Genomic DNA, 25,866 nt, shown 5'->3' on the forward strand with positions numbered 1-25,866 from the left:
CTTTGGACTCAGCGGCCACGGTCGTTCCGTGGCAGGAGGGTCGTGATGCGTGCGCAACGGTATCGGCGACCACTGACGATCCGCCCCCGTGAACGAGGGAGGAACCGCCGATCCAGGACGGACCAGGGCAGACACCGCTGCAGACCGTACAGACTACCCGCACATCGCCCTGCGGTTGAAATTCACCGGTGAGGGGACGCAATCTGTACACAACGGATGACGGCGGCGCTACGATGCGCCGCCTTCCGGCAAGCACGCCAGGAGGTGCCCCATGGCACAGGCAATGCGACCCGACCCCGGCCACTCCCTCTTCGCGACCGACGGCAAGCCCCATCCGATCCAGGACACCCTGGTCGGAGTGACACTGGTGCTGGGCGTCCTCGCCTTCGTCACCGCGCAGTTCTCCAGCCTGCACCTGCTGAGTTCCTGGGCAGGCCTGGTCGGCATCCTGACCGGCGGCTACGGACAGTTCATCTCCGTGACCACCCGCGAGCGCTTCCTGCTGATCGTCGGTCTGGGCATGTCAGCGGTGGGCTTCTTCCTCGGAATGGCCCACGGCGGACTCTTCGGCGGCGTCATCGGCTAGGCCGAGCGGCACGTCAGGGCATACGCGCCCCTCCGGGGCGCTCCTCGGTCACAGTAGGCTTCGGCGCGAGAGCCGGAGCCCCTGACCGAATGGGGACACACCTGCCGAGGAGCGCCCCGCATGAGCCTGACCCTGAGGACCATCAGCCGTGAGCAGCATCTGGCATTCATCCAGAGCCAGCCCGCCGCGAGTCACTGCCAGGTCCCGGCATGGGCTGATGTGAAGACGGAGTGGCGCTCGGAGAACCTCGGCTGGTTCGACAGGACCGGCGAGCTCGTGGGCGTCGGCCTCGTGCTCTACCGCCAGCTCCCGAAGATCAAGCGCTATCTGGCCTACCTGCCCGAGGGCCCGGTCATCAACTGGCACGCGCCGAACCTCGACGAGTGGCTCCAGCCGATGCTGGCGCACCTCAAGCAGCAGGGCGCCTTCTCCGTGAAGATGGGCCCGCCGGTCGTCATCCGGCGCTGGAACTCGGCCGCCATCAAGTCCGGCATCCAGGACCCGGACGTCAAGCGCCTCAAGGACGTCGAGGCCTCCCACATCGAGCCGCGCGCCTTCGAGGTCGCGGACCGGCTGCGGAGGATGGGCTGGCAGCAGGCCGAGGACGGCGGGGCCGGCTTCGGCGACGTACAGCCCCGGTACGTCTTCCAGGTGCCGCTGGCGAACCGCTCGCTCGACGACGTCCTCAAGGGCTTCAACCAGCTGTGGCGCCGGAACATCAAGAAGGCCGAGAAGGCGGGTGTCGAGGTCGTCCAGGGCGGCTACGAGGACCTGGCCGAGTGGCAGCGCCTGTACGAGATCACGGCCGTCCGGGACCACTTCCGGCCGCGCCCGCTCTCGTACTTCCAGCGCATGTGGACCGTCCTCAACAGCGAGGACCCCAACCGCATGAGGCTGTACTTCGCACGGCACGACGGCGTGAACCTCTCCGCGGCGACGATGCTCGTCGTCGGCGGACACGTCTGGTACTCCTACGGTGCCTCCGACAACATCGGCCGTGAGGTCCGGCCCTCGAACGCGATGCAGTGGCGCATGTTGCGCGACGCGTACGCGATGGGCGCGACCGTCTACGACCTGCGGGGCATCTCCGACTCGCTCGACGAGACCGACCACCTCTTCGGTCTCATCCAGTTCAAGGTCGGCACGGGCGGCGAGGCCGTCGAGTACGTCGGCGAGTGGGACTTCCCGCTGAACAAGCTGCTGCACAAGGCCCTCGACATCTACATGTCGCGCCGCTGACCCGTGTCGTACCGCTGACCTTTCCGTAGTCTCGTACATACCTTTGAATCACCGCTGAATCACCGCTGCCATCAGAAAGGTTCCGGGCCGGCCATGGCGCTCTCCCTCTACGTCGACACCGCTCGCTGGCGCGCGCACCAGAAGAGCGTCCTCGACCAGTTCCCGGGGGTCATCCCGGTCTGCAAGGGCAACGGATACGGCTTCGGCCACGAGCGCCTCTCGGAGGAGGCCGCCCGGTTCGGTGCCGACATGCTCGCCGTGGGCACCACCTACGAAGCCGCGCGCATCAAGGACTGGTTCAGTGGCGACCTGCTGGTCCTGACCCCGTTCCGACGGGGTGAGGAACCGGTTCCGCTGCCCGACCGGGTCGTCCGTTCCGTGTCCTCCGTCGACGGGGTCCACGCCCTCGTGGGCGCCCGGGTCGTCATCGAGTGCATGAGCTCGATGAAGCGGCACGGCGTCCGCGAGGAGGAGCTCCCGCAGCTCCACGCCGCCATCGAGGACGTACGTCTGGAGGGCTTCGCGCTGCACCTCCCGCTGGACCGGCCGGACGGCACCGACGCCGTCGAGGAGGTCATCGGCTGGATGGACCGGCTGCGGGCCGCCCGGCTGCCGCTGCACACCCTGTTCGTGAGCCATCTGCGGGCCGAGGAGCAGGCCAGGCTCCAGCAGCAGTTCCCGCAGACCCGGTTCCGGGCGCGGATCGGCACCCGGCTGTGGCTGGGTGACCACGAGTCCACGGAGTACCGGGGATCCGTCCTCGACGTGACCCGGGTCACGAAGGGCGACCGCTTCGGCTACCGCCAGCAGAAGGCGGCGTCGGACGGCTGGCTGGTCGTCGTCGCCGGTGGCACCTCGCACGGTGTGGGCCTGGAGGCGCCCAAGGCGATGCACGGCGTCATGCCGCGCGCCAAGGGTGTCGCGCGGGCGGGTCTGGCCACCGTGAACCGGAACCTGTCGCCGTTCGTCTGGGCCGGGAAGCAGCGCTGGTTCGCCGAACCGCCGCACATGCAGGTGTCGATCCTGTTCGTGCCCGCGGACGCGCAGGAGCCCCGGGTCGGCGACGAACTGGTGGCGCATCTCCGCCACACCACGACGCAGTTCGACCGGCTCGTCGAGCGCTGAGCCGGCCGGTCCCGCTCACCCCCGGGGGGTCTCCTCCCCGGGGGTTCCCCATGCCACCCGCCGCATCCCGTCCCCGGCCGGGGACGGGGACGGCGGCAGGGCCCTGTCCGCGGCGACGACGTCCTCCGCACCGTCCAGGACGCCTCCGGAGGGGTCGTCCGAGCCGTCCTGCCGGACGGGGTCCTTCTCGGGCTTGAGGATGTCCCGTACGACCATCACGCACAGGTACAGGGTGCCGAGCAGGTGCAGGACGATCGCGAACTGGTAGCCGTCCACCGGCAGGCCCTGCTTGTTGCCGCTGGTGGTGAACGCCAGGTACATCCAGACGCCGACGAAGTACATGACCTCGCACGCCTGCCAGATCAGGAAGTCGCGCCAGCGCGGCCGGGCGAGGGCCGCCAGCGGGACCAGCCACAGGACGTACTGCGGTGAGTAGACCTTGTTGGTCAGGACGAACGCGGCGACGACCAGGAACGCCAGCTGCGCGAAGCGGGGCCTGCGGGGCGCCGTGAAGGCCAGGTAGGCGAGGCCCGCGACCGCCATCACCATGAGCACCAGGGCGTACAGGTTGGCCCGCTCCGGCGGGATCCCCTGGCCCGTGCGCTGGCTGATCAGCAGCCAGACCGAACCGAAGTCGACGTTCCGGTCCCGGCTGAAGAGGTAGAACTGCTTCCAGCCCTCGGGGGCGAGCAGCATCACGGGCAGGTTCACCACCAGCCACGCCCCGGCCGCGCCGAGCACGGCGGTGCCGAACTCTCGCCACTTCCCGGCCCGCCAGCAGAGCAGGAGCAGCGGGCAGAGGAGCAGGGCGGGGTAGAACTTGGCGGCGGTCGCGAGGCCGAGCAGGACCCCGAAGGCGAGCGGACGCTCCCGCGACCACATCATGACGGCGGCGGCGGTCAGGGCGACGGCCAGCAGGTCCCAGTTGATCGTGGCGGTGAGCGCGATCGAGGGCGCCAGGGCGACGAGCAGGCCGTCCCAGGGGCGCAGGCGGTGGGTGCGGGCCACACAGACCGCGAGAACGGCCGCGCAGACCATCAGAAGGCCCGCGTTGGCCAGCCAGTACCCCTGCTCGCGCTGCATGGTGTCGCCGCCGCCCGGCGTCAGCCAGGCCGCGACCTCCATGAACAGCCCCGTGAGGACGGGGTACTCCAGGAACGGTATGTCGCCGCCCAGCCGGTCGAAGTAGGGGACCAGGCCGTCCGCGAAGCCCCGCCCCGTGAAGAGGTGCGGGATGTCCGAGTAGCAGGCGTGGGTGTACTGGGAGGTCGTGCCGCGGAACCAGGCCCAGTTGTAGCAGGGGAGCTTCTGCACCATGCCGAGGGCGAACATCCCGATGGCCACGAGAGCGATCACCCGCACCGGGGTCACCTGTCCGGTGCGGGTGACGGCCCGGCGGCCGTAGGGCCCGCCGATCAGTTCGCTGCCCGCGGCGGCCACTTCGTCCCGGCGGGTGGGGGCGACCGTCCGCGAGCGGCCCTGCGGCCGGTCCTGCGGCGCGCTCGTCTTCTGGAGGCTCGGCATGGGGGACATCCTGCCGTACGTCCCCGGGAATGCGGCGAGGACCGCCGCGGCCGGCCCCGTACGGAAGGTACGGAGCGACCGCGACGGCCCTCGGGTGGTGCGCTGGTGGAGCGGGATCAGGGGATCCAGGACCCGTCACCGGGTCTTCCTGGTCCGCCGCTTCCGTTCCCCGGCCCGTTGCCATCCGTCGGTGTGTCGGTCGGTGTCGGTGATTCGGTCTCGGGTGGCGGAGTGGTGGTGGGCTGTCCCGTGTTGCCCCCGGGGTTGCCCGGGTTGTTGCACTCCCAGTCCCAGACACCGCACGTCGTCTTGCCCGGCTTGGGCGTCTTCGTCGCCGGGGGGGTCGTCGTGGCGGTGGCCGGGGGAGTCGTCGTCGGCGTCTCGGAGTCGGTGGGAGTCGGCGTGGGAGTCGGCGACGGGGTCGGGCTGGTGGCGCCGCCGCCGTAGACCGGCTCGGCGTTGTCCAGGTCCATCGGTTCGGGGAACTTGACCTTCGGCATCTTCTCGACCGCCGTGGTCATGTAGTCCTTCCAGATCCGCGACGGGAACGACGAGCCGTGGATCTTCGGCTGGTCGCCCGTGCCGTACATCTCCTCGAACTCGCGGTTCTTCTTCGTCTCGTCGTCGTCGAAGCGGTACATGTCGATCGCGGTCGACAGCTGCGCGGTGTAGCCCACGAACCAGGCGGACTTGTTGCCGTCGGTGGTACCGGTCTTGCCCGCCACGTCACGGCCCGGGATGGCGGCCTTGCGGCCGGTGCCCTTCGGGTCCTCCACGACGTCGCGCAGGATGTCGGTGACGTTGCTGGCGATGGCCGGGGAGAAGGCCTCGTTGGACTTCGCCTTGTGTGTGTAGATCTCCTCGCCGCCCTTGCGGACCTTCCTCACCGAGAACGGATCGTTCTGCTCACCGCTGTTGGCGAAGGTCGCGTAGGTGCCCGCCATCCGGATCGCGCTCGGGCTGGAGATGCCGAGCGAGAACGAGGGCACCTCGCCCTGGACGAGCGAGTCCTTGCGCAGACCGGCGGAGATCGACGCCTCGCGGACCTTGTCGATGCCGACGTCCATGCCGAGCTGGACGTACGGCGAGTTCGCCGAGCGGATCATGGCCTCGCGAAGGGTCATGTCGCCGTAGCTCGCGCCGTCGTCATTGGTCTGGCGCCACTCGTCGCCCTTCTCGTTGTGCCAGACGTCGCCGTTGTAGCGCCTGACCTGCAGCTTGTCCTTGCCGGAGTAGCGGCTCTTGTCCGGATTGACGAGCGTCCGGGAGGACGCGTCCTGAACGTTGCCCAGCTTCGGATCCCGTACGCCGTACTTCATCGCGGCGGCCAGCACGAAGGGCTTGAACGTCGAGCCGACCTGGGCACCGGTCGTGTCGGCGTTGTTGGTGAAGTGCTTGGTGGCATCGACACCGCCGTAGATCGCGACGATCGCACCGGTCTTCACATCCACCGAGGCACCGCCGAACTGCACGTTGGTGTCGGTCTTCGGCCGCTTCTTCGGGTCGATGTACTCGTCGAGGATCTTCGTGACGGACTTCTCCAGGGCCTGCACCTTCGGCTTCTCGAAGGTGGTGTGGATCTCGAAGCCGCCGCGCTCCAGTTCCTTGGCCCCGTAGCCCCTGTCGTTGTTGTTGATGAAGTTCGCCTTGGCCGTGCTGACGAGGTAGCCGATCTGGCCGGTCAGCTGGGCGTCCTGCTTGCGCTTCTGGACCTTCGGGAAGGTCGTGTACTTCGCGCGCTCCTCGGCACTGATCTTCTTGTCTTTGACCATCTCGTTGAGGATCCACTTCCACCGCTTGGTGGCCCGGTCGAGGTTCTTCTCGGGGGTGGCCCTGGCGTCGTACTCCGGATAGCCGGCCGGGTCGTAGTAGGTCGCGCCCTTCAGGACCGCGGCGAGCAGCGCCGACTCGCTGACGTTGAGCTCCTCCGCGTCCTTGTCGAAGTAGGCGCGGGCCGCCGCCTGGATGCCGTAGGCACCCCGGCCGTAGTACGCGGTGTTGAGGTATCCGGCCATGATGTCGGACTTCTCGAGCTCGTTGCCGACCTTCATGGAGATGAAGAGTTCCTTCACCTTCCGGGTGACGGTCTGCGACTGGTCGTTGAGCCGGTTGTTCTTCACGTACTGCTGGGTGATGGTCGACCCGCCCTGGGTGTCACCGCCCTTGGCCATGTTCCACACGGCGCGGCCGATGCCCTTCGGGTCGATGCCCGAGTCGTCCCAGAAGGTCTTGTTCTCGGCCGAGATCACGGCCTCCTGCATGACCTTCGGGATATCCTCGATCCCGATGATCTGCCGGTTGGCACCGCTGCCGGTCGCGACCATGCGGGTGTCGTCGGCCCAGTAGTAGATGTTGTTCTGCGAGGTCGCTTCCACGTCCTCCTTCGGGATGACCACGTTGTAGTACGCGAAGACCGAGCCGCCCAGCAGGACGCCGAACCCGACCAGGAACGTGCCCGTCACGAGCTTCCACGACGGCATCCAGCGACGCCATCCGTACTTTCCGTGACGGGGATAGTCGATGATCCGCTTCCTGCCCGGCGGAGGTCCGCCGGAGCCCCGCCCGGGACCGCCGCCACGGCCTCCTCCGCCGCCGCCACCGCGTCGGCCGCCACCGGGGCCACCGGGACCCGTGTCGGCCCCCTTCCTGCGGCTGCCGCGCTGGGCGGCCCTGCGGGCCTCCGCGCGACCCCCGTAGGGGCGCGGCTCCTCTCCGGCGGGAGAAGAGGGTCCGTACGAGGCCGACGGGGCCTCCGTACCGACGTCCTGGGCCGGGGCCGACCTGCGGCCCATCGGCTGCTGGGCAGCGCGCCGTGCCGCCGCGCGACCGCCCGTGGGCGGCTGCTGCGGCGGCATTTTGCGACGGTGCTCGCTCATCGAACGACTACTCCTCGGGCAGGCGCGTACGCCTGGAAGCGGCAGTTGAGTTCCGGTCCCCCGAAATGCGCACGGCCGGAACCCCATCGGAGGCCCCTCCGTACCGCAGCCGGTCACCCGCAGCACTGACGCCTGACGGCGTCTCTCGGTTCCCGGTGGTCTGCATGTCGCACACCCTACGCACGGCCAAAACCCGTCCAGGACCGGACTTCCCCTCAAATCAGGCAAGTCGATCCCTGTGAATCGATGATGTGACGCCGGTCACGGTGCTCCCACTTGTCGAGACCTCCGGCCCGTTCTATCGTGCTGATGTATCGAGTCGATACATCAGCACGACATAAGGGTCCCGTGGACGGAGGAGGAGGCGACGAATGAGCAGACGCTCCGGCATTCTCGAGTTCGCCGTTCTCGGCCTGCTGCGCGAGGCCCCGATGCACGGATACGAGCTGCGGAAGCGCCTCAACACCTCGCTGGGCGTCTTCCGGGCGTTCAGCTACGGGACGCTGTACCCCTGCCTCAAGACGCTGGTCGCCAACGGCTGGTTGATCGAGGAACCGGGCAGCGCTCTTGAGGACGCCCTCGCCGCTACGCTCGCGGGACGCCGGGCCAAGATCGTCTACCGGCTGACCCCGGCAGGCAAGGATCACTTCGAGGAACTGCTCTCCCACACCGGCCCGGACTCCTGGGAGGACGAGCACTTCGCCGCACGCTTCGCCTTCTTCGGGCAGACCGAGCGCGAGGTGCGGATGCGCGTCCTGGAGGGCCGCCGCAGCCGGCTGGAGGAGCGCCTGGAGAAGATGCGCGCCTCTCTGGCCCGTACCCGCGAGCGCCTCGACGACTACACGCTTGAGCTGCAGCGCCACGGCATGGAATCCGTGGAGCGCGAAGTGCGCTGGCTGAACGAGCTCATCGAGAGCGAGCGGGCGGGACGGGACCAGCGGTCCGGTCCCGACGCCCCCGCTCCGCACGACAACGATTCTGGAGAGACGGGCGGCCTGCCCCGGCACGGGGGCAGTACCCGGCCGGATCCGTCCGACGACACCGCCAAGTGAAGCCCGCGCACAGCAGGGCTTCCACGATTACACAGGGAGCAATCGGAATGGGTTCGGTTCGCGTAGCCATCGTCGGCGTGGGCAACTGCGCCGCCTCGCTGGTGCAGGGCGTCGAGTACTACAAGGACGCCGACCCGGCGGCCAAGGTCCCCGGCCTGATGCACGTCCAGTTCGGCGACTACCACGTCGGTGACGTCGAGTTCGTCGCCGCCTTCGATGTCGACGCGAAGAAGGTCGGCCTCGACCTCTCCGACGCCATCGGCGCCAGCGAGAACAACACCATCAAGATCTGTGACGTCCCGAGCAACGGCGTCACGGTCCAGCGCGGCCACACCCTCGACGGTCTCGGCAAGTACTACCGCCTGACCATCGAGGAGTCCGCCGAGGAGCCGGTCGACGTCGTCCAGATCCTCAAGGACCGTCAGGTCGACGTTCTCATCTGCTACCTGCCCGTGGGTTCCGAGGCCGCCGCGAAGTTCTACGCGCAGTGCGCCATCGACGCCAAGGTCGCCTTCGTCAACGCCCTCCCGGTCTTCATCGCCGGCACCAAGGAGTGGGCGGACAAGTTCACCGAGGCGGGCGTCCCGATCGTCGGTGACGACATCAAGTCGCAGGTCGGCGCGACCATCACGCACCGCGTGATGGCCAAGCTGTTCGAGGACCGCGGTGTCCGCCTGGAGCGCACGATGCAGCTCAACGTCGGCGGCAACATGGACTTCAAGAACATGCTGGAGCGCGACCGCCTGGAGTCCAAGAAGATCTCCAAGACCCAGGCCGTCACCTCGCAGATCCCCGACCGCGAGCTGGGCGAGAAGAACGTCCACATCGGCCCGTCGGACTACGTGGCCTGGCTGGACGACCGCAAGTGGGCGTACGTCCGTCTCGAGGGCCGTGCCTTCGGTGACGTCCCGCTGAACCTCGAGTACAAGCTCGAGGTGTGGGACTCCCCGAACTCCGCCGGTGTCATCATCGACGCCCTGCGCGCCGCGAAGATCGCCAAGGACCGCGGTATCGGCGGCCCGATCCTCTCCGCGTCGAGCTACTTCATGAAGAGCCCGCCGGTCCAGTACTTCGACGACGAGGCCCTGGCCAACGTCGAGAAGTTCATCAAGGGCGAGGTCGAGCGCTAAAGCGCCCCACCGATGACGTCGAGGGCCCCCGGAGCATGTGCTCCGGGGGCCCTCCTCGTATGTGAGTCTTGCTGCCATGTCCGTCGTACGTGATCTGCGCGTACTCCTGCGCCTGACCGACTTCCGCCGTCTGCTCGCCGTCCGGCTGCTCTCCCAGTGCGCCGACGGCGTCTACCAGGTGGCCCTGGCCACGTACGTCGTCTTCTCCCCCGAGAAACAGACCTCCCCCGCGGCGATCGCATCCGCCATGGCGGTCCTCCTGCTCCCGTACTCCCTCGTCGGCCCCTTCGCGGGTGTCCTCCTCGACCGCTGGCAGCGCCGTCAGGTCTTCCTGTACGGCAACCTCCTGCGCGCCCTGCTCGCCTTCGGGACGGCCGCGCTCGTCCTCGCGTCCGTCCCCGACTGGCTGTTCTACGCCTCCGCGCTCTCCGTCACGGCCGTCAACCGCTTCGTTCTCGCTGGGCTCTCCGCCTCGCTCCCGCGTGTCGTCGACAAGGAGCGGCTCGTCGTCGCGAACTCGCTCTCCCCCACCGCGGGCACCCTCGCCGCGACCCTGGGCGGCGGCCTCGCCTTCGGTATCCAACTGCTCGCCGGTCATTCCGACGCCGCCGTGGTCGCCTTCGGGGCCGTGCTCTATCTGTGCGCCGCCCTCGCCTCGCTCCGCATGTCCCGGGAACTCCTCGGACCCGATCCGGGCAGCACTCCGCCGTCCCTCGGCTCGTCCCTGGTCATGACTGCCCGAGGTCTCATCGCCGGACTGCGGCACCTCTCCGAGCGACGGCCCGCCGCCCGCGCCCTCGTCGCGGTGACCCTCATGCGCTTCTGTTACGGCGCCCTGTTCGTCACCGTGCTCATGCTCTGCCGGTACGCCTGGAGTTCCACGGAGTCCGAGGGGCTCAAGCTTCTGGGGCTGGCCGTCGCCATGTCCGGCGCGGGGTTCTTCGCGGCCGCCGTCCTCTCCCCGTGGGCGGTGGGACGGCTCGGTCCCTTCGGGTGGATGGCCGTGTGCGCCGGGACGGCCGCCGTACTGGAACCGGTGCTGGGTCTGACCTTCGCCCCCGTACCGTTCCTGATCGCCGCCTTCGTCCTCGGGCTCATCACCCAGGGAGGGAAGATCGCCACGGACACGGTCGTCCAGACATCGGTGGACGACGCCTACCGGGGCCGGGTCTTCTCGCTGTACGACGTGCTGTTCAACGTCGCCTTCGTGAGTGCCGCGGGTGTCGCGGCCCTGATGCTGCCACCCGACGGCCGGTCCGCCCTGCTGATCGTGCTGGTGGCCGTGATCTACGCGGCGATCGCGCTGGCCCTGCGCGGGGGACGCGCAAAGGGGTGATGTTCCACGTGAAACATCACCCCTCGACTCTTCGGCGCTGCCCGTGGTCGACGTCTCACGCTCCGCGTTTCACGTGAAACATCGACGGGCCACGTCCGGCTCAGCTCTGCTCGGCCCACCACTCCTTGAGCGCGGCGACGGCCTGGGCGTGCTCCATCGGACCGTTCTCGAGGCGCAGCTCCAGCAGGAACTTGTACGCCCGGCCGATGGCCGGCCCGGGGCCGATGCCCAGGATCTCCTGGATCTCGTTGCCGTCGAGGTCGGGACGGATCGAGTCCAGCTCCTCCTGCTCCTGGAGCTGGGCGATGCGCTCCTCCAGGCCGTCGTAGGCGCGGGAGAGCGCGGCTGCCTTGCGCTTGTTGCGGGTGGTGCAGTCGGAGCGGGTGAGCTTGTGAAGACGGGAGAGCATCGGTCCGGCGTCGCGGACATAGCGGCGCACGGCCGAGTCGGTCCACTCCCCGGTCCCGTAGCCGTGGAAGCGCAGATGCAGCTCCACCAGCTGCGAGACATCCTTGATCATCTCGTTGGAGTACTTGAGCGCGGTCATGCGCTTCTTGGTCATCTTCGCGCCCACCACCTCGTGGTGGTGGAAGGAGACCCGGCCGTCCTTCTCGAAGCGACGGGTCCGCGGCTTGCCGATGTCGTGGAACAGGGCCGCGATCCGCAGCACCAGGTCCGGGCCGTCCTCCTCCAGGTCGATCGCCTGGTCGAGGACGGTCAGCGAGTGCTCGTAGACGTCCTTGTGCCGGTGGTGCTCGTCGCTCTCCAGCCGCAGTGCCGGCAGCTCGGGGAGGACATGGTCGGCGAGACCGGTGTCCACGAGGAGCGCGAGGCCCTTACGGGGGTGCGCGGAGAGGAGCAGCTTGTTGAACTCCTCGCGGACGCGTTCGGCGGAGACGATCTCGATCCGGCCCGCCATCTCCTGCATCGCCGTGACGACCTCAGGGGCGACGTCGAAGTCCAGCTGCGCGGCGAAGCGCGCGGCCCTCATCATCCGCAGCGGATCGTCGGAGAAGGACTCCTCGGGCGTGCCCGGCGTACGCAGCACCCGGGCCGCGAGGTCCTCCAGACCGCCGTACGGGTCGATGAACCGCTTCTCCGGGAGGGCCACGGCCATGGCGTTGACCGTGAAGTCGCGTCGGACGAGGTCCTCGTCGATGGAATCGCCGTAGGAGACCTCGGGCTTCCGCGAGGTCCGGTCGTACGCCTCCGAGCGGTACGTGGTGACCTCGACCTGGAAACGCTGCTCCACGTCCCCGACCTGGGCGTCCTTCTGGCAACCGACCGTCCCGAAGGCGATGCCGACCTCCCACACGGCGTCGGCCCATGGGCGGACGATCTTCAGTACGTCCTCGGGGCGGGCGTCGGTGGTGAAGTCCAGGTCGTTGCCGAGCCTGCCGAGCAGCGCGTCGCGTACCGAGCCGCCGACGAGCGCGAGGCTGAACCCGGCCTCCTGGAATCGGCGGGCGAGGTCGTCGGCGACGGGGGACACACGCAGCAGTTCACTGACCGCTCGGTGCTGCACCTGGCTCAGTGCGGTCGGGATGTCTTCGTTGGCGTTCGGCACAACAGAAAAGGGTACGTGCCCCGGCTCGCGACGTTGTCCCCGTTTTTTCTCCGGGCACCGGCACCCGGACCGGGCGCCCGGAGGGCGGACGAAGATCGCCTGGAGCACTCCCCGGCACTTGCCCCCGGGATGCCTCGTTACCATGCCTGGACACAGCAACCGGGAAGCACCCACCCCACGGGCATCACGGGCAACGACGAGGACGGGCGAACGCGTGGCCGAGGCGGCAGACATCCAGGGAACAAGTCCCTCACCTGCTCGCCGGTGGCTACGGCGCACCATCACCGTGGCCGTGGGGGCACCGCTCCTCGCCGGACTGCTCCAGGCGCCCGCGGTCACGTCCACGGCGTCCGCCGCCGAGGACGCCACCGGTTCGAAGACCGTCGACGTGTCCCTCGACACACTGAGCCCCAGCGCGCCCGTCGAGGGGGACACGGTCAAGGTCACCGGGACGGTCACCAACCGGGGCAAGAAGACGATCACCGACGCGACCGTGGATCTGCGGGTCGGGCCCCGGATGACGAGCCGCAGCGAGATCGACCAGGCGACGGACCGGACCGGCTACCGGGACGACAGCGACCCGGCGCCGCTCGAAGACGCCCCGGTGGTGAAGATTCCCCGGCTCGCCGCCGGTCTCAGCGCGGACTTCTCGTTCTCCGTGCCGGTCTCCGAACTCGGGCTCGACGACGCGGGCGTGTATCAGCTGGGCGTGTCCCTCACCGGGCAGACCTCGGACCGGCGCTACGACCGGGTCCTCGGCATCGAGCGGACGTTCCTGCCGTACCAGCCCGATCCCACCGAGAAGAAGACCCGGCTCACCTACCTCTGGCCGTTGATCTCCTCCGCCCATGTCTCCGCGGAGACCGCCACGGACGACCAGCAGACCCCCGTCTTCGAGGACGATGCCCTGGCCACCGAGCTGAAGCCGGGCGGGCGCCTCGACCAGCTCGTCTCCCTCGGCAAGGACCTCCCCGTCACCTGGGTGGTCGACCCGGACCTGCTGGCCTCCGTCGACGCCATGGCGAACGGCTACCGGGTCAAGGAGGGGTCCCTGCACGTCCCCGGCAAGAACCAGGCCGTCGCCAGGAGCTGGCTGGACGCGCTGGAGAAGGCGGTCCAGGGCCGCAAGGTCGTCGCGCTCCCCTTCGCGGACCCCGACCTCGCCTCCCTGGCCCACCGGGGCAAGGACGTCCCCGGCTCCCTCGAACACCTCCAGTCGGCGACCGCGCTCGCCGGGATCACCGTCGAGACCGTGCTGCACACCCGTGCCGCCACCGACTTCGCGTGGCCCGCCGACGGGGCCGTGGACCCGTCCATCGTGGCCGTCGCGACCTCGGCGGGCGCCGACAAGGTGATCGCCCGCAGCGACAGCGTCCGCGACGAGCTCTCCTACACACCGACGGCGGCCCGCCCCTTCGGCACCGGGAGCACCACGGCTGTCGTGAGCGACGCCCTGCTGTCCACGGCGTTCGAAGGGGACATGCTCCGCGCCGAGAACTCCACCCGGGCGGTCCAGGAGTTCCTCTCCCAGTCCCTCGCGGTCACCCTGGAGCAGCCGGAGGACCAGCGGAGCATCGTCGTCGCCCCCCAGCGGGTGCCGAGCATCTCCCAGGCACAGACCATGGCGAGCGCGCTGAAGGGCCTGTCCGGTCGCCGTTGGACCCAGCCGAGCGACCTCGTCGCCGCCGCCGCGGCCAAGCCCGACCCGGACGCCTCCACCCGGGTGCCCAGCAGCTCCCGCTACCCCAAGAAGCTGCGCGACCGGGAGCTGCCCGTCCAGGCCTTCCGCGACATGAAGACCACCCGCGACGAGCTGGACGACTTCAAGGTCATCCTGACCCAGCCGGACCGTGTCGTGACGCCCTTCGGCAACGCGATCAACCGCGAGATGTCCACCTCGTGGCGGGGGCAGGCCAGGGCTGCCGCGCTCTACCGGATCAACGTCCTGGAGTACCTGCAGACCCTCACCGAGGGGGTGCAGCTCGTCGACAAGTCGGACCTCACTCTTTCGGGCCGCAGTGCCACCATCCCGGTGACCGTCCAGAACAAGCTGCTCCAGGGCGTGGAGAACCTGGAACTGCGGCTCGTGTCCAGCAACAAGGGCAGGCTCAAGCTCAACGGTGACGAAGGCGTCGCCGAACTCCCCGTGAAGGTCAACGGCGGCCACAGCCAGTCCGTGAAGTTCACCGCCACCGCCAGCGTCAACGGCCAGGTGCCGATGACCGCCCAGCTCTACACCGGGGACGGCACCCCGTACGGGCAGCCGATGACGTTCATCGTGAAGGTCTCCGAGATCACCGCCACGGTGATGCTGGTGATCGCCGGTGGTGTCCTGCTGCTCGTCCTCGCAGGAGTACGGATGTACACCCAGCGCAAGCGGGTGGCCGCCCGCAACGCCGAGGCCGGAACGGCGGAGGCAGAGGCGGCGGAGGCGGACACTCAGCAGGCCGAGGCCACCGAGGACATCGAGAACGCCGACGCCCAGAGGACGGACGACGATCCGGCCCCGGACGACAGCCCGCCCCCGGTCCCCGGGGCGGCTTCCGGGACGGTGCCGGAGCGGGCGGACAGCGACGAAGCCGAGCAGCCGAGTGACCCGGAGCCGGACACCGGGTCCGAAAGCGGCGACCCGTCGGGCCCAGGTGAGAAAGTGGACCGTTGAGCGATGCCGTGGCCGGTCGGCCGGGGACGATGAGGTGGGGTAACCATGAACGCGCCGTACGACGGTGACCGCGGCCAGGGCGCTGGTGGCGCCGCGCCGTCCGGTGGGACGCCCGCGGCACCCTCCGGTCCCGGCCACCCGCCGGTGCCGCCCCCGCAGGAGCAGAACCCCTACGCGCAGGGCGCCCCGCCACAGACCCCGTACGCCCCGTACCAGGGACAGACCCCGTACGACCAGGGTCCGTACCCCCAGCCCCACGCACAGGGGCAGTACGCCCCCAACCCTGGACAGGGCCAGTACGCCCCCGTCCAGGGGCAGGGGCAGGGACCGTACGAGCAGAATCCGTACGCGCAGGACCCCTACGTCCAGGACGCCTACACCCACGACCCCTACCGGGCCCAGGACCTCTCCGCGCAGGACCCCGTGTCCGAGGCGCTCTACGACCGCGCCGCGCACCCCCCGCCCCCGCCCGGCACCTACCAGGAGCCCCAGCCGCTCTACGCGCAGCCGACCGCTCCCCAGCACGCCCCCGACCCCCGGGTCTGGGCGCAGACCCCGGCACCGGAGCCCGACGGCACCTCCCGCCATCTGCCCTATGGCGACGACGCCCGCACGGTCCAGTTCACCGGCGTCGACGACCTGGTGACCCGGGCAGGCGAGGACGGCCCGGAGCCGGACGCCTTCGCCCACCTCTACCGGGACCAGCAGACTCCCGGCCAGGTGCCCCCGCCCACTCCGGAGCCCGACCCGCTGCCCGCCCCCGCACCCAAGAAGTCCGGCCGTGCCTCCGGACTCCTGAAGTCGAGCGCGGTGATGGCCGCGGGCACCCTGGTCTCCCGGCTCACCGGCTTCGTCCGCAGCCTGGTCATCACCGGCGCGCTCGGCGCCGCCCTGCTCGGCGACACCTTCACCATCGCCTACACGCTGCCGACGATGATCTACATCCTCACCGTCGGCGGCGGCCTCAACTCGGTCTTCGTCCCGCAGCTCGTCCGGTCGATGAAGAACGACGAGGACGGCGGCGAGGCGTACGCCAACCGGCTGCTCACCCTCGTCATGGTGGCGCTCGGCCTGATCGTCGCCGTGGCCGTCTTCGCCGCGCCGCTGCTCATCCGGCTGATGTCCAACACCATCGCCGACGACGCCGCCGCGAACAGCGTGGCCGTGACGTTCGCCCGCTACTGCCTGCCCACGATCTTCTTCATGGGCGTACACGTGGTGATGGGCCAGATCCTCAACGCCCGCGGCAAGTTCGGCGCGATGATGTGGACGCCGGTCCTCAACAACATCGTCATGATCGTCACCTTTGGGCTGTTCATCTGGGTCTACGGCACCTCCGCCGAGTCCCAGATGGGCGTGCAGACCATCCCGGACGACGGCATCCGGCTGCTGGGCATCGGCACCCTGCTCGGCCTCGTCGTGCAGGCCCTGGCGATGATCCCGTACCTGCGCGAGACGGGCTTCCGCTTCCGGCCCCGCTTCGACTGGAAGGGCCACGGGCTCGGCAAGACCGTCAAGCTCGCCAAGTGGACCGTCCTCTTCGTCCTCGCCAACCAGGCGGGCGTCCTCGTCGTCACCCAACTCGCCACCGCCGCCGGTGAGGAGTCCGGGATGAACGGCGCCGGCTTCCTCGCCTACTCGAACGCCCAGCTGATCTGGGGGATGCCGCAGGCCATCATCACGGTCTCCGTGATGGCCGCGCTGCTGCCCCGCATCTCCCGCGCCGCCCACGACGACGATCCGGGCGCCGTCCGCGACGACATCTCGCAGGGCCTGCGGAACTCCGCCGTCGCGATCGTCCCAGTCTCCTTCGCCTTCCTGGCGCTGGGCGTCCCGATGTGCACCCTCCTCTACGCGTCCAGCGGCATCGAGGCCGCCCAGGGCATGGGCTTCATCCTGATGGCCTTCGGCCTCGGCCTGATCCCCTACTCCGTGCAGTACGTCGTGCTCCGCGGCTTCTACGCCTACGAGGACACCCGGACGCCCTTCTACAACACGGTCATCGTCGCCGCCGTCAACGCGGCGGCCTCGGCGCTCTGCTACGTCGTCCTGCCCGCCCGCTGGGCCGTCGTCGGCATGGCAGCCTCGTACGGCCTCGCGTACGCGGTCGGCGTCGGCATCGCCTGGCGCCGCCTCCGGAAGCGGCTCGGCGGCGACCTGGACGGCACGCACGTGCTGCGGACCTACGCCCGGCTCTGCATGGCCTCCGTGCCCGCCGCGATCGTCTCCGGCGCGATCGGCTTCGGTCTGCTGAAGCTCCTCGGTGAGGGCGCGCTGGGCTCGCTCGTCGCCCTGCTCGTCGGCGGAGCGGTCCTCCTCGGTGTCTTCTTCCTGGCCGCCAAACGTATGCGGATCGCGGAGCTGAACACCCTGGTCGGCATGGTGCGCGGACGACTCGGACGCTGATCCGGTACGGCAGGGCAACCATCGGGGGGAGCCGCGTGTCGTGCATAGCGTCCGACTGTGGGCACAATTGGCTTGGCTGTTGGATGTGGCGCAACGGATGGGGAGGCAGGAACGACGGTGGCGGAACGTAGCACGGCCGCCGTCGACGTGGCCGACAACAGCGGTGACGACCCGCTGACCGCCAAGGCGGACACGGCCGCGACCGACGGGGTGGCGGAGGAAAAGAAGACGGCGGAGAACACCGCCGAGGCCACGGAGAAGAAGGCGGTCGAACGACAGAGCGGCGAACAGCCCTCGATCACGGCTCCCGAGCTGCACAGCGGCCACAAGCTGGCCAGGCGCTACCGGCTGGAGGAGTGCGTCACCCGTCTGGACGGCTTCAGCAGTTGGCGTGCCGTCGACGAGAAACTGCGGCGCGCGGTCGGGGTCCACCTGCTGCCCGCGGACCATCCACGGGCCCGCTCGGTCCTCGCGGCGGCCCGTTCCTCGGCGCTGCTCGGCGACCCCCGGTTCGTCCAGGTCCTCGACGCCGTCGAGGAGAACGACCTGGTCTACGTCGTGCACGAGTGGCTGCCCGACTCCACCGAGCTGACCGCGCTGCTCGCGGCCGGTCCGCTGGAGGCCCACGACGCCTACCAGCTCGTCAGCCAGGTCTCCCAGGCCATGGCCGCCGCCCACCGCGAGGGCCTCTCGCACCTCCGGCTCACGCCGAGCGCCGTCCTGCGCAGCTCCACCGGCCAGTACCGCATCCGTGGCCTGGCCGTGAACGCCGCCCTGCGCGGCATCACCGCCGAGCGCCCGCAGCGCAGCGACACCGAGGCCATCGGCGCCCTCCTGTACGCCGCCCTCACCCAGCGCTGGCCGTACGACAGCGACGCCTACGGCCTCTCCGGGCTTCCCAAGGGCATCGGGCTGCTCCCGCCCGACCAGGTCCGGGCAGGGGTCCACCGGGGCCTGTCGGAGATCGCCATGCGCGCCCTGGCCAACGACGGGGCCACCGCCTCGCGCCAGGAGCCGCCCTGCACCACCCCGGACGAACTGGCCAAGGCCGTGGCCGCGATGCCGCGGGTGAAGCCGCCGGAGCCGGAGTTCACCGCCCCGCCCGAGTACCAGCGCACCACCTACCAGCAGGGCACCTACGGGCGCCCCCAGCCCCGCCCGGTGATCACCCAGCCGGTGATCGTCCCTCCGCACCCGTTGCAGAGCCGTACGGGCAAGGCGCTCAAGTGGACCGTCTCCGCTCTGCTGATCGCCGCCCTGGGCATCGGCAGCTGGCAGATCGCGGACCAGCTCATCGGCAAGAAGCCCACCGTCGAGACGCCGACGACGGCCCCGACCCTCGACGACGAGAAGCCGGAGCCGCCCAAGCCGCTGACGATCACCTCGGCCCAGGAGTTCGCCCCCGACGGCAAGCCGCAGAACCTGGAGAGCGTCGGCGACACCTACGACAACGACAGCTCGTCGTACTGGCGCACCAGGACCTTCCTCGACGGCCCCGTCCTGGCGCCGTACAAGCAGGGCGTCGGCATCGTCTACGACCTCGGGAGCGAGCAGAACGTCTCGTCCGCCTCGATAGCGCTCCGCTACGGAGGCCCGAAGACCGCGATCACCCTGTACGCGGCGGACTCGCTCTCCCCGTCCGGCACCCCGGACTCCATGAAGAAGATCGCCGCGGTCGAGACCTCGGGATCGACCGCGAACCCGGAGACGAAGACCCCGGTCAAGGCCCGTTACGTGCTGCTCTGGATGACCTCCGTGCCGTACTCCACGGGCGACCAGTACTTCGGCGCCGGTTACAAGCAGGCCATCACCAACGTGTCGTTCCAGGGCACGCCCCGGTAACCGACCGTGCACCACCATGAGCGCCGGGCCCCGCCCGGCGCTCATTTACTTCCGGGCACGGACCGGATTGAATGCCTGCACGGCTGCCGAGCGAGGAGGGGACCCGTGACGCCTGCGGCTGACGACCTCCGGACCGCCGCCGACGAGGATCTCCTGGCCCGCCATGTCGCCGGGGACCCCGACGCCTTCGGTGAGCTGGTCCGGCGGCACCGCGACCGGCTGTGGGCCGTGGCCCTGCGGACCATGAGGGACCCCGAGGAGGCGGCCGACGCCGTCCAGGACGCCCTGGTGTCCGCCTTCCGGTCCGCCCACACCTTCCGTGGCCGGTCGGCCGTCACGACCTGGCTGCACCGGATCACCGTGAACGCCTGTCTCGACCGGGTGCGCAGGACCGCCTCGCGCAGGACCTCACCCGTCGACGACACCGCCCGCTTCGAACAACTCCTCGAACCCCATGAGTCCGCCGAGGCCCCGGCCGAGCGCCAGGACCTGCACCGGGAACTCCTCGCCGCCCTCGGCACCCTCACCCCCGACCAGCGCGCCGCACTCGTCCTGGTCGACATGCAGGGATATCCGGTGGCGGAGGCGGCCCGTATCCTCGACGTTCCCACCGGCACCGTGAAGAGCCGCTGTGCGCGCGGGCGGGCACGCCTGCTGCCACTGGTCACTCATCTGCGCGCCGACACCGTGGGTAACGAGCCCCTTGAAGGGGGAAGGAACCGGACGCCGGGGGCATCCGTCCCAACGGTGCCGGGACCGAAGGACATCGGACCGACTGATTCAGCTGCTGTGAAGGGCGGAGGTGGGCGCACGTGACTTCCACGGCCGGCAGGGCCGACACCACACAGCACCCGGACGTCTCGGAGATCTCCGACCTGACCGAGGGACTGCTTCCACCGAGCCGCTCCACGGTCGTCCGCAGACATCTGGAGGGCTGTCCCCTCTGCGACGACGTGCGGGCCTCCCTGGAGGAGATCCGGGGCCTGCTGGGCACCCTGCCCGGTCCGCCGCGTATGCCCGCCGAGATCGCGGGCCGGATCGACGCCGCTCTGGCCGCCGAGGCCCTTCTCAGCGCCACCAGGCCCGAGAACGACAGCGATGTTCCACGTGAAACATCGCGCATCCCCGTGAAGGTGTCTCCCTCCACCCCCTCGTCCCCCGCCGTCGACCGTCCCGGTGGCCGCTCCGGAGCGGCTACCGGCCCCGGACGGGGTGCTCGGCCTCGGCGTCGACGCGTCACCCTGCTGGCCACGATCGGCGCCGCCTTCGGCGCCGTCGTCCTCGGAGCGGGTCTGTATCTCAGCCAGGCCCACGATCCGACCTCGAACAGCACGGCGGCGGACACCAGGAAGGCCGACATGGCCGCCGGAGCGGCCTTCACTCCGTTCTCCGGGTCCCCGGTCGAAGACCGGGTGCAGACCCTCCTGCACGAGAACGGCACCGCCAAGACACCCCAGGGCGTCGGGCCCGGGTCGATGTCCACCGGAACCGACGGCCCGACTCCCCGGCAGAACAGGGAAGCCGCCGTCCCCGGCTGCGTCCTGGCGGGGACCGGACGCACCGACGCGGTACTGGGCCAGGAACTCGGCGAGTACCGGGGAACACCGGCCTACCTGCTCGTTCTGACCGACCCCGCGGACAACAACCGGGTCCAGGCGTATGTACTCGACGCCTCCTGTGCGAACGACTCCGCCGGTGGGGCCGGAAACACGACCGCCCGTGTCCTGTTCAGCGAGACGTACGCCCGCTCCTGACCCTTCCTCCCGCCGGGCTCAGATGCCATGCGGCGGTCTCGGGAATGCACGCCCCTTAGTATCCGTTGGGTGGGGTGAGAGTGACCGAGACAATCGCCCCGTAGGCAGTGGCAGTCTGCAGAGACAAGGAAGAAACCCGTGAGCGACGTCCGTAACGTGATCATCATCGGCTCCGGGCCCGCGGGATACACCGCTGCCCTCTACACGGCCCGCGCGTCGCTGAACCCCCTCGTCTTCGAAGGAGCGGTCACCGCGGGTGGCGCCCTGATGAACACGACCGAGGTCGAGAACTTCCCCGGATTCCGTGACGGCATCATGGGCCCCGACCTCATGGACAACATGCGCGCCCAGGCCGAGCGCTTCGGCGCCGAGCTGGTTCCCGACGACGTCATCGCCGTGGACCTGACCGGTGACATCAAGACCGTCACCGACACCGCCGGCACCGTGCACCGCGCCAAGGCCGTCATCGTCACCACCGGCTCGCAGCACCGCAAGCTCGGTCTCCCCAACGAGGACACTCTCTCCGGCCGCGGTGTCTCCTGGTGCGCGACCTGCGACGGCTTCTTCTTCAAGGACCAGGACATCGCCGTCGTCGGCGGCGGCGACACCGCGATCGAAGAGGCCACCTTCCTCTCGCGCTTCGCCAAGTCCGTCACGATCGTCCACCGCCGGGACACCCTGCGCGCCTCGAAGGCGATGCAGGATCGCGCCTTCGCCGACCCGAAGATCTCCTTCGCCTGGGACAGCGAGGTCACCGAGATCCACGGAGAGCAGAAGCTCACCGGGGTGACCCTGCGCGACACGAAGACCGGCGAGACCCGTCAGCTGCCCGTCACCGGCCTCTTCATCGCCGTCGGCCACGACCCGCGGACCGAGCTCTTCAAGGGCCAGCTGGACCTGGACGACGAGGGCTACCTCAAGGTCTCTGCCCCCTCCACCCGCACGAACCTCACGGGTGTCTTCGGCGCCGGTGACGTCGTCGACCACACCTACCGTCAGGCCATCACGGCAGCCGGTACCGGCTGCTCCGCCGCCCTGGACTCCGAGCGCTTCCTGGCCGCCCTCGCGGACAGCGAGAAGCTGGCGGAGACCCCTGCGGTCTGAACCCGACTCTCCCCACCCCTACACCCCGCGAGATCAAGGAGGCCGCTGTGGCCCTCAAGTCTGTGACCGACGCTTCCTTCGACGAAGACGTCCTCAAGAGCGACAAGCCCGTCCTGGTGGACTTCTGGGCTGCCTGGTGCGGCCCGTGCCGTCAGATCGCGCCGTCGCTGGAGGCCATCGCCGCCGAGCACGGTGAGATCGAGGTCGTGAAGCTCAACATCGACGAGAACCCGGCCACCGCCGCCAAGTACGGCGTGATGTCGATCCCGACGCTGAACGTGTACCAGAACGGCGAGGTCGTGAAGACGATCGTCGGTGCCAAGCCGAAGGCCGCCATCCTGCGCGACCTGGAGGGCTTCGTCGAGCCGACCAAGGCCTGACACCCTCGTTGTTTCACGTGAAACAGCGGCAACGTTTCACGTGAAACAGAAACGGCCCGCCCCTGCCAGGGGCGGGCCGTTCTCGTACCCCGATACCAGGACCACGCACGTCTGGTCTGCTCGGCAGGGTTCTCAGAGCGGTCGCAGGACCGGCTCCTTCTGGACCGCCCCGAGAAGACGGTCGAGCGCCATCTCGACGTCCTCCTTCCAGGAGAGCGCCGTTCGCAGTTCCAGCCGCATCCTCGGAAAGGCCGGGTGCGGCCGTACGGTCTTGAAGCCCACCGCGAGCAGATGATCGGCCGGCAGCACACAGGCCGGTTCCTTCCAGCGGGCGTCCCCGAAGGCCTCGATCGCCTTGAATCCCCGCCGCAGCAGATCCTTGGCCACCGTCTGCACCACCACCCGTCCCAGCCCCTGCCCCTGGTAGCCGGGCATGATCCAGGCGGTCATCAGCTGTGCCGCGTCGGCCGCCACCGGACTCGTCGGGAAAGCCGTCGATCGCGGTACATAGGCCGGGGGAGCGTAGAGGACATAGCCGACCGGCACCTCGTCGACATAGACCACCCGTCCGCAGGAACCCCATTCCAGGAGGACGCCCGAGATCCAGGCTTCCTTCTCCCGCTCGGCGCGACCCGCCTTCATCGCCGCCTCACCGCTGACCGGGTCGAGCTCCCAGAAGACGCAGGAGCGGCACCGCTTGGGCAGGTCCGGAAGGTTGTCCAGCGTGAGCGGTACGAGCCGACGCCCCACGGCTGCTCCTCGTTTCCTCGCGGACGAGTACGGATACGCCTCTCGGAATCGTATCGACCGGGAGATCCGTACGACACCGCCCGCAGGCAAAGGGCGAGCCGCGTTCCGGTGGAAACCGGAGCACGGCCCGCCCTGGGCACGCGGACGGCGGAAGGGATCAGCCCTGCCTGCCCTCCCCCGCGTTCTTCTGGTCCATGACCCGGCCCTCGCCGGGGGCGAGGCTCGACAGGATGCGCTCCAGATCCTCCATCGAGGCGAACTCGACGACGATCTTGCCCTTCTTCTGGCCGAGGTCGACCTTCACCCGGGTCTCGAAGCGGTCCGAGAGACGAGAGGCCAGATCCGTGAGCGCGGGCGACACCCGGGCACCCGCGCGCGGCCCCTTCGGCTTGACGGCACCGGCGGGCTCCTCGGAGCCCATGAGGCTCACGATCTCCTCCACGGAACGCACCGAGAGCCCCTCGGAGACGATCCGGTACGCCAGCTTGTCCTGGGCCTCGGAATCCTCCACACCGAGCAGCGCACGGGCGTGTCCGGCGGAGAGCACTCCGGCGGCGACCCGCCGCTGCACCGTCGGCGAGAGACGCAGCAGACGCAGGGTGTTGGAGATCTGCGGCCGGGAGCGTCCGATCCGCTCCGCGAGCTGGTCGTGGGTGCAGCCGAAGTCCTTGAGGAGCTGCTCGTAGGCGTGCGCCTCCTCGATCGCGTTCAGCTGGGCGCGGTGCAGATTCTCCAGGAGGGCGTCCAGGAGCATCTTCTCGTCGTCGGTGTCCCGCACGATCGCGGGAATGGTCTCCAGACCGGCCGCCTTGGACGCCCGAAGCCGCCGTTCGCCCATGACGAGCTCGTAGCTCTCGGCATCGGTCCTGCGGACGACGACGGGCTGGAGGAGACCGACCTCCTTGATGGAGACGACCAGCTCCGCGAGGGCGTCCTCGTCGAAGACCTCACGCGGCTGATGCCGGTTGGGGGTGATGCTGGCGAGCGGAAGCTCGGTGAAGTAGGCACCGGCCGGAGGCTGGGGAAGACCCTGGTTCCCGGCGCCGTTCCACGTCTCCGGGGACCGCGTGCTCTGCGGGAGGTTCGCCAGTTTCGCGGCGGCCACCCCCCGGACCGGTGCGAGTACCGGGGCTCCGGTGGGGGAGGCCCCGTTGTCGGCCTGCGCCTGCCGTTCCTGGGAAGCGGCGGGGATCAGCGCACCGAGCCCACGCCCCAGTCCTCTACGTCGCTCACTCACTGGATCCCCTCCGACATGCTGTGCTGGTTGTTCCGGTGCCCGACATGGTGGGCGTGCTGCGGGTCGTAGTGCACGGCGGCCCCCCGCAGGGCGATCTCACGGGCCGCTTCGAGGTACGACAGGGCACCACTGGAGCCCGGGTCGTAGGTGAGCACGGTCTGTCCGTAGCTGGGTGCCTCCGAGATGCGGACCGATCGCGGGATGCTGGTCCGCAGGACCTCCTCGGCGAAGTGGGTGCGCACTTCTTCGGCGACCTGCGAGGCGAGCCTCGTCCTGCCGTCGTACATGGTGAGCAGGATCGTCGAGACATGCAGTCCGGGGTTGAGGTGTCCCCGCACGAGATCGACGTTCCGCAGGAGCTGACCGAGCCCCTCCAGCGCGTAGTACTCGCACTGGATCGGGATCAGGACCTCGGCACCGGCCACCATCGCGTTGACCGTGAGGAGACCGAGGGAGGGCGGACAGTCGATCAGGATGTAGTCGAGCGGCTGCTCGTACGCCTGGATCGCCCGCTGGAGCCTGCTCTCCCGTGCCACCAGCGACACCAGCTCGATCTCCGCACCGGCGAGATCGATGGTGGCGGGTGCACAGAAGAGACCTTCGACATCCTTGACGGGCTGGACCACTTCGGAGAGCGGCCTGCTGTCCACCAGGACGTCGTAGATCGAGGGGACCTCGGCGTGATGATCGATGCCCAGCGCCGTGGAGGCGTTGCCCTGCGGGTCCAGATCGATGACCAGGACACGGGCACCGTGCAGTGCCAGGGAGGCGGCGAGATTGACCGTCGTGGTCGTCTTGCCCACGCCGCCCTTCTGGTTGGCGACCACCATCACGCGCGTCTGAGCGGGGCGGGGAAGTCCCTCACCGGCACGGCCCAGGGCCTCTACGGCCAGCTGGGCAGCGTGCCCCATGGGGGTGTCGTCCATCGGGGGCGGTGTTTCACGTGAAACATCCTCCCCCGCCGATTCGATTCGGGGACCGGGGACCGCATCGGTCATCGGTCCCGCGATGTTGGCGTCGGACCGCAAGGATTCACTCTCCTCGGCTTCAGGCTCGCGATGGGAAGAGCCTGTCATGCTTTCGGGGTCGTGAACCAGCGAGGTCGGTGGTTCTGTGGATGAATCCACCTCTGTGAACAACCCCGTGACCCTCGTGGGTGGATTCAGCCGGGGGCGACGGTCCCGAGGCGCGGCGGCCGCGCGCCCGCGATCGATGATCCCTTGCAGCAGTGAGCGACGTTTCACGTGAAACACCTTGCCCCCGCTGCCGCACCAGGACCGTCCGACACTCCGAAAT

Annotated in this window: 19 protein-coding genes; 13 read left to right on the plus strand and 6 right to left on the minus strand. The window is 69.3% G+C overall.

Translation table 11 applies throughout. The features are described from left to right. Positions 1 to 271: 271 nt before the first annotated feature. From ACFXGN_RS04995 to ACFXGN_RS05005, 3 genes are all read left to right on the plus strand, one after another. Positions 272 to 586 carry a hypothetical protein gene (locus ACFXGN_RS04995; protein WP_384853568.1) on the plus strand — a complete coding sequence of 105 codons (315 nt, stop codon included), beginning with the start codon at positions 272 to 274 and terminating at the stop codon, positions 584 to 586. A gap of 120 nt (positions 587 to 706) precedes the next feature. Beyond that, the gene (locus ACFXGN_RS05000) at positions 707 to 1,825 is read left to right on the plus strand and encodes a lipid II:glycine glycyltransferase FemX (RefSeq protein ID WP_384853571.1); all 1,119 of its coding nucleotides are present in this window, start codon (positions 707 to 709) and stop codon (positions 1,823 to 1,825) included. Between the two features lie 93 nt (positions 1,826 to 1,918). Beyond that, positions 1,919 to 2,950 carry an alanine racemase gene (locus ACFXGN_RS05005; RefSeq protein ID WP_351783271.1) on the plus strand — a complete coding sequence of 344 codons (1,032 nt, stop codon included), beginning with the start codon at positions 1,919 to 1,921 and terminating at the stop codon, positions 2,948 to 2,950. Between the two features lie 15 nt (positions 2,951 to 2,965). Here ACFXGN_RS05005 and ACFXGN_RS05010 read toward each other — a convergent pair whose 3' ends face one another. Both ACFXGN_RS05010 and ACFXGN_RS05015 read right to left on the minus strand, forming a co-directional pair. Beyond that, positions 2,966 to 4,474, minus strand: coding sequence for a glycosyltransferase family 87 protein (locus tag ACFXGN_RS05010; protein ID WP_384853573.1), 1,509 nt, complete (start codon positions 4,472 to 4,474; stop codon positions 2,966 to 2,968). Positions 4,475 to 4,590: 116 nt separating this feature from the next. After that, positions 4,591 to 7,350, minus strand: a complete 2,760-nt coding sequence (locus tag ACFXGN_RS05015) for a transglycosylase domain-containing protein (RefSeq protein WP_384853576.1) — start codon at positions 7,348 to 7,350, stop codon at positions 4,591 to 4,593. 371 nt (positions 7,351 to 7,721) lie between these two features. Between ACFXGN_RS05015 and ACFXGN_RS05020 the strand changes: the two genes are divergently transcribed. The 3 genes from ACFXGN_RS05020 (at position 7,722) to ACFXGN_RS05030 (ending at position 10,868) form a co-directional block, all read left to right on the plus strand. After that, positions 7,722 to 8,402: a helix-turn-helix transcriptional regulator gene (locus ACFXGN_RS05020; RefSeq protein WP_384853579.1), complete on the plus strand. Its 681-nt coding sequence runs from the start codon at positions 7,722 to 7,724 to the stop codon at positions 8,400 to 8,402. Between the two features lie 47 nt (positions 8,403 to 8,449). Next, positions 8,450 to 9,532: an inositol-3-phosphate synthase gene (locus ACFXGN_RS05025; RefSeq protein ID WP_384853582.1), complete on the plus strand. Its 1,083-nt coding sequence runs from the start codon at positions 8,450 to 8,452 to the stop codon at positions 9,530 to 9,532. A 76-nt stretch (positions 9,533 to 9,608) separates the two neighbouring features. Further along, complete coding sequence (locus tag ACFXGN_RS05030; RefSeq protein ID WP_384853585.1) at positions 9,609 to 10,868, plus strand: MFS transporter; 1,260 nt, start codon at positions 9,609 to 9,611, stop codon at positions 10,866 to 10,868. A gap of 100 nt (positions 10,869 to 10,968) precedes the next feature. On the opposite strand, the gene ACFXGN_RS05035 is transcribed toward ACFXGN_RS05030, so the two are convergent. Beyond that, complete coding sequence (locus ACFXGN_RS05035) at positions 10,969 to 12,435, minus strand: CCA tRNA nucleotidyltransferase (RefSeq protein WP_384853587.1); 1,467 nt, start codon at positions 12,433 to 12,435, stop codon at positions 10,969 to 10,971. 214 nt (positions 12,436 to 12,649) lie between these two features. Between ACFXGN_RS05035 and ACFXGN_RS05040 the strand changes: the two genes are divergently transcribed. The 7 genes from ACFXGN_RS05040 to trxA all read left to right on the plus strand — a co-directional run bounded on the left by ACFXGN_RS05040 (position 12,650) and on the right by trxA (position 22,583). Next, positions 12,650 to 15,097, plus strand: coding sequence for a DUF6049 family protein (locus tag ACFXGN_RS05040; protein ID WP_384853590.1), 2,448 nt, complete (start codon positions 12,650 to 12,652; stop codon positions 15,095 to 15,097). 45 nt (positions 15,098 to 15,142) lie between these two features. Then, the gene (murJ, locus tag ACFXGN_RS05045; protein ID WP_384853592.1) at positions 15,143 to 17,503 is read left to right on the plus strand and encodes a murein biosynthesis integral membrane protein MurJ; all 2,361 of its coding nucleotides are present in this window, start codon (positions 15,143 to 15,145) and stop codon (positions 17,501 to 17,503) included. Positions 17,504 to 17,620: 117 nt separating this feature from the next. Then, positions 17,621 to 19,345, plus strand: coding sequence for a protein kinase family protein (locus tag ACFXGN_RS05050; protein WP_384853595.1), 1,725 nt, complete (start codon positions 17,621 to 17,623; stop codon positions 19,343 to 19,345). Positions 19,346 to 19,450: 105 nt separating this feature from the next. After that, a complete protein-coding gene (gene sigM / locus ACFXGN_RS05055) occupies positions 19,451 to 20,161 on the plus strand; it encodes an RNA polymerase sigma factor SigM (RefSeq protein ID WP_384853598.1) in 711 nt (236 codons plus the stop codon). Further along, positions 20,158 to 21,099, plus strand: coding sequence for a hypothetical protein (locus tag ACFXGN_RS05060; protein WP_384853600.1), 942 nt, complete (start codon positions 20,158 to 20,160; stop codon positions 21,097 to 21,099). Before sigM ends, ACFXGN_RS05060 begins: the two co-directional genes overlap by 4 nt. Before the next feature lie 138 nt (positions 21,100 to 21,237). Next, positions 21,238 to 22,203, plus strand: a complete 966-nt coding sequence (gene trxB, locus ACFXGN_RS05065; protein ID WP_384853603.1) for a thioredoxin-disulfide reductase — start codon at positions 21,238 to 21,240, stop codon at positions 22,201 to 22,203. A gap of 47 nt (positions 22,204 to 22,250) precedes the next feature. After that, a complete protein-coding gene (gene trxA, locus ACFXGN_RS05070; protein ID WP_384853606.1) occupies positions 22,251 to 22,583 on the plus strand; it encodes a thioredoxin in 333 nt (110 codons plus the stop codon). Positions 22,584 to 22,715: 132 nt separating this feature from the next. Here the strand turns inward: trxA and ACFXGN_RS05075 are convergent, their stop codons facing one another. The 3 genes from ACFXGN_RS05075 to ACFXGN_RS05085 all read right to left on the minus strand — a co-directional run bounded on the left by ACFXGN_RS05075 (position 22,716) and on the right by ACFXGN_RS05085 (position 25,646). Further along, on the minus strand, positions 22,716 to 23,333 hold the full coding sequence (locus ACFXGN_RS05075) for a GNAT family N-acetyltransferase (RefSeq protein ID WP_384853609.1): 618 nt from the start codon (positions 23,331 to 23,333) through the stop codon (positions 22,716 to 22,718). Positions 23,334 to 23,490: 157 nt separating this feature from the next. Continuing rightward, complete coding sequence (locus ACFXGN_RS05080) at positions 23,491 to 24,570, minus strand: ParB/RepB/Spo0J family partition protein (protein WP_384853612.1); 1,080 nt, start codon at positions 24,568 to 24,570, stop codon at positions 23,491 to 23,493. Beyond that, positions 24,567 to 25,646, minus strand: a complete 1,080-nt coding sequence (locus ACFXGN_RS05085) for an AAA family ATPase (RefSeq protein ID WP_351783304.1) — start codon at positions 25,644 to 25,646, stop codon at positions 24,567 to 24,569. The genes ACFXGN_RS05080 and ACFXGN_RS05085 overlap by 4 nt, the downstream gene beginning before the upstream one ends. Positions 25,647 to 25,866 lie beyond the last annotated feature (220 nt).

It is taken from the genome of Streptomyces sp. NPDC059247 (assembly GCF_042754005.1).
GTDB lineage: Bacteria > Actinomycetota > Actinomycetes > Streptomycetales > Streptomycetaceae > Streptomyces.